Below are 5,283 nucleotides of genomic sequence, written 5' to 3'. Positions count from 1 at the left end.
TCCTCCCGACCCCCTCCCGCCACCACCAACCGGTGACCAAACACCGCCCGCGAACTCACCAACGACCAGCCCACATCCACCGCACTCACCGACGAGTACCGCTCCCAGTGCTCCACCAACCGAGCCGCCTGAGCCCGCACCGCCTCACCCGACTTGCCCGAGAGCACCAACGGCACCACAGCGTCCACGGCGAAGTCGCCGACACCGGACGGCTCCGCGGGCGGGGCGCCCTGTCCGGAGTCGGCGTCGGCGGGCGTTTCGAGGATGATGTGCGCGTTGGTGCCGCTGACACCGAACGCGGACACCCCGGCCCGGCGCGGGTGATCCGTGTCCGGCCACGGGACGGACTCGGTCAGCAGCCGCACCTCGCCCTGGGACCAGTCGACCTGCGTCGACGGCTCCGCCACGTGCAGCGTCTTCGGCAGCACGCCGTGCCGCAACGCCATCACCATCTTGATCACGCTCGCCACGCCTGCCGCCGCCTGGGCGTGCCCGATGTTCGACTTCAACGACCCGAGCCACAACGGCCGGCCCTCGGGCCGGTCCTGACCGTAGGTCGCCAGCACCGCCTGCGCCTCGATCGGATCACCGAGCCTCGTCCCGGTGCCGTGCGCCTCGACCACATCGACGTCCGCAGCGGACAGACCGGCCGCAGCCAACGCCTGGCGGATCACGCGCTGCTGCGACGGACCATTCGGCGCCGTCAAACCGTTCGACGCACCGTCCTGATTCACCGCACTCGACCGCAGCACCGCCAGCACCTCATGACCGTGCCGACGAGCATCCGACAACCGCTCCAGCACCACCACACCGACACCCTCGGACCACCCAGTCCCATCGGCATCATCCGAGAACGACCGGCACCGGCCGTCCGCAGCCAGACCACCCTGCATCGTGAACAAGGCGAACGCGTCAGCCGACGCCATCACGGACACGCCGCCGGCGAGGGCGAGCGAGCACTCGCCCGACCGCAGCGCCTGCGCCGCCAGATGCATCGCCACCAACGACGACGAACACGCCGTATCCACACTCACCGCAGGGCCTTCGAGCCCGAGCGTATAGGCCACCCGGCCCGAGATGACGCTGGTCGCGGCGCCGGTGATCTGGTGGCCCTGCAGCTGTTCACCGCCGCGGGCGACCAGCTCGCTGTACCCCATGTGATACGCGCCGACGAACACCCCGGTCTGGCTGCCCGCCAGCGAGTTCGGGTCGATCGCGGCACGTTCCAGCGCCTCCCAGGAGGTCTCGAGCAACAGCCGCTGCTGGGGGTCGGTGGCCAGCGCCTCACGCGGGGAGATCTGGAAGAACGCCGCGTCGAATTCGCCGACGCCGGCCAGGAAGCCGCCTTCGCCCGTCGCCGAGGCGCCGAGCGCCGCGTCGAGGTCCCAGCCGCGGTCGGCGGGGAACGGCGTGATGCCCTCGGCTCCGTCGGCGACCAGCTGCCAGAGATCGTCCGGATCCGCCACGCCGCCGGGGAAGCGGCACGCCATCCCGACGAAGACGATCGGGTCGTCGGTGACGGAGACCGGTGACGGCAGCGGAGCCGTGCCCGCCGGCCGGGTGTCGTCGAACGCGCCCGCCAGATGCTTCGCAATGTGGGTGACGGTCGGGTAGTCGAACACCAGGCTCGCGGGCAGGATCGCTCCGGTCCTGGCCTGCAGCAGGTTGCGCAGCTCGACCGCGGTCAGCGAGTCGAAGCCCAGCTCGGCGAACGGCTGCGCGGCGTCGATCTGCGCGCTCGACGCGTGGCCGAGCACCGCTGCCGCGGCATCGCGCACCAGCTCGACGAGGATCGTCAGCCCGTCCGCGGTGGACATCCCGGTGAGCTGCCGCGCCAAGCCGTCGCGGCCGCCCTGCGTGTTGTCGGCGGACCGCCGCGCCGCGTTGCCGGTCAGCGACCGCCACAGCGGCGCGACATCCCGCTGTGCGCGCAGCGCCCGGACGTTGAGCCGGGCCAGCCCCAGCACCGCGGCGCCCGAGTCCCACGCCCGATCGAACAGGTTCATGCCCTGCTCCACACCCAGCGGCGGCATCGCCGACCGGGCGATGCGGCGCAGATCCGTGTCGGACAGGGTCCCGACCAGGCCGACGTCGTTCGTCCAGGCGCCCCAGGCCATCGACTGCCCGGGCAGCCCCTCGGCACGGCGGCGCGCCATCAGGCTGTCGAGGAACACATTGCCCGCCGCGTAGTTACTTTGCCCGCTGTTCCCCACCTGTCCGGCCAGGGACGAGAACACCACGAACCGGGACAGGTCGTACTCGCGGGTCAGCTCGTGCAGGTTCCAGACCGCGTCGACCTTCGGCGCCAGCACCCGATCGAGCTGCTCCTGCGACTGCGAGCCGATGACCCCGTCCTCCAGGATCCCCGCCGTATGCACGACGGCGGTCAGCGGATGCTCCGGTCCGACGGCGCCCAACACCGCGGCCAGCGCCCGCCGGTCGGTCAGATCGCAGGCCGCGAACGCCACCCGGGCCCCTTGTCCCGCCAGCTCGGCGGTCAGCTCCGCGGCGCCCGGCGCGTCGGAGCCGCGCCGACTGACCAGCACCAGGTTCCGCACCCTGTGCTCGGCCACCAGATGCCGCGCCACCACGCCACCGAGACCACCGGCACCGGTGATCAGCACGGTACCGTCGGGCGTCAAAGGCTGCGGGACCGTCAGCACCAGCTTGCCGACGTGCCTGGCCTGGCTCATGAACCGGAACGCCTCCGGTGCCCGGCGCACATCCCACGCCGCCACCGGCAGCGGCCGGATCCCGCCGGTTTCGAACAGCGCCGTCAGCTCCCGCAGCATCTCCTGGATCCGATCGGCGCCGGCCTCCATCAGGTCGAAGGCCCGGTAGCTCAACGACCGGTCACGGAAGTCCTCCGGCGACCGGATGTCGATCTTGCCCATCTCCAGGAACCGCCCGCCCGGAGCCAGCAGATCCACCGACGCGTCCACGAACTCCCCCGCGAGCGAGTTCAGGACCACGTCCACACCCCGATCCGCGGTGGGGGCCCGGAAACGCTCACGGAAGTCGAGATCCCGGGACGACGCCAGCCGCTCGGCCGGGACTCCCCACTCCCGCAGGACACCCCACTTGCCCTCACTCGCCGTGGCGTAGACCTCCGCGCCCCGGTGGCGTGCCAGCTGAATCGCCGCGAGCCCGACACCGCCGGCACCGGCATGGATCACCACCGACTCACCGGGCTCCAGCCCGGCGAGATCCAGCAGCCCGTAGTAGGCGGTCAGGAACACGACAGGAACCGACGCCGCGGTGGCGAACGACCAGCCCTCGGGGATCCTCGCCAGCAGCCGGTGGTCGGTCACCGCCACCGGACCGAACGCGCCGAACGCCAGGCCCATGACCCGGTCGCCAGGCCGCAGATCGGACACGCCGGGGCCGACCTCCGTGACGACACCCGCGACCTCGCTGCCCAGCGGGCCCGCCGCGCGCACGTCGCTGACCATGTCGAGCGCGTTGAGCACATCGCGGAAGTTGAGGCCCGCCGCGTGGACCTGGACGCGAACCTGCCCGTGTGCAAGCGGATCGGCCAGTTCGGGAGCCGGCACGAGCACCAAGTTCTCGAGCATGCCCTTGTCCGTGGAGTCCAACCGCCAGGGCACGTCTCCCGGTGCGGCCAGTTCGTCGACCGGCCGGGCCCGGACGAGCCGTGCGGTGTGGAACCGCCCGCCGCGCACCGCCCACTGCGGCTCGCCGGACGCCAGGATCGCGCCCAGCACACCGGCCTCGATCCCGATGCCGGTGTCCTTGTCGGTGTCGGTGTCGGTGTCGAGCAGCACGATCCGGTCCGGGTTCTCCGACTGCGCCGACCGCACGAGACCCCACACCGCGGCCGCGGCCAGATCGGTCACCGGCTCGCCCGAGCGCACGGCCACCGCACCCCGGGTCGACACCACCAGCGGGATCGACGCGAACCTCGCCTCACCAAGCCAGTACTGCAGCTGCCGCAGCACCCAGCCGGTGAGCTCGTGCGTGGACCGGACCACCGAGTCCGCCCCGCCGGCCACGGCCAGCACGACCGCTCCCGGCACCGGCCTGCCCTCGTCGAGCGCGGTACCGACCGCGCTCAGGTCAAGGTGGTCCGCGCCACGGGGGGCGACCGTGACCCAGTCACCCATCGGGTCGGCTGCGCCGGGCCCGGTCTCGAGCCACTCCGTCAGCAACACGGCCCCATCGCCGGAGCCGGCCGTCAAGCTGTCCGACGCGAGCGCCCGCACGGCCAGCGACCCAATCGACAGCACGGGAGCGCCGGCGCTGTCCGCGACCGCGATGGCGACCTGGTCCGGGCCGGTCCGGGTGAGCACGACCCGCAGCCGCGACGCACCCGAGGCGCGCAGCCGCACGTCGGTGAAGCTGAACGGCAGCCCGCCCTGCTCGGCCGCGTCGAGACCGGCGAAGACCGTGGTGTGCAGTGCCGCGTCCAGCAGCGCCGGATGGATGCCGAACGACTCCGCCGAAGCGCGGACGGACTCCGGCAGCTCGACCTCGGCGAGGATCCGGTCCCCGCTCCGCCAGGCCTTGCGCAGCCCCTGGAACACCGGGCCGTAGCGGAGGAAACCGCCTTCGGCCAGCTGCTGGTAGAACTGCTCGGTCTCCAGCGGTGCCGCATCCGCAGCGGGCCAGGCCTGGGTAAGAGGTTCGAACGCGTCGTCGGCCCGGTCGTCGGCGGCGGACGCGCTCACGATGCCGGTCGCGTGGCGAGTCCAGGTCTCCTCGCCGTCCACCCGCGCATACACCGCGACGCTGCACCGTTCAGCCTCGTCCGGCCCGGCCACCACCTGCACCTGCGCGCCGCCTGAAGCGGGGAGCACGAGCGGCGCCTCGAGGACGAGCTCGTCGAGCCGGTCGCAGCCGACGCTGTCTCCCGCGCGGATCGCCAGCTCCACGTACCCGGTGCCGGGGAAGATCACCGAATCGCGCACGGCGTGGTCCGCCAGCCACGGATGCGTCCGCACCGACAGCCTGCTGGTGAAGACCACCTCGTCGTTCTGCGGCAACGACAGCATCGCCCCCAGCAACGGATGCTCCGCCGCCGTGAGCCCGGCGGCGCCGACGTCGGTCGCCCCGCCGGCGCTCTCCGGCCAGAAGTGCTGATGCTGGAAGGCATAGGTCGGGAGCTGGACGCGCCGCGCGCCGGAGTCCGGGAACACGGTCGACCAGTCCACGGCCACGCCATGGACACAGGCCTGGGCGACCGCGGTGACCATGCGGTGCAGGGATCCTTCGCCGCGCCGCAGCGTGCCCGCAACGGGCACCGCGCCTTCCCGCTCGTCGACG

General features: G+C 72.3%; 1 protein-coding gene. It reads right to left on the bottom strand.

The features are described 5' to 3' along the window. Positions 1–5,283 (bottom strand): SDR family NAD(P)-dependent oxidoreductase (locus tag ACFVT1_RS40830; RefSeq protein WP_389805833.1); only part of this gene is annotated, 5,283 nt, incomplete at both ends.

This window comes from Streptomyces sp. NPDC057963 (assembly GCF_042887155.1).
In the GTDB taxonomy this organism is placed as follows: domain Bacteria; phylum Actinomycetota; class Actinomycetes; order Streptomycetales; family Streptomycetaceae; genus Streptomyces.
Note: the sequence above shows the minus strand (reverse complement) of the source record. Positions and strands in the feature narration are given on the sequence as shown.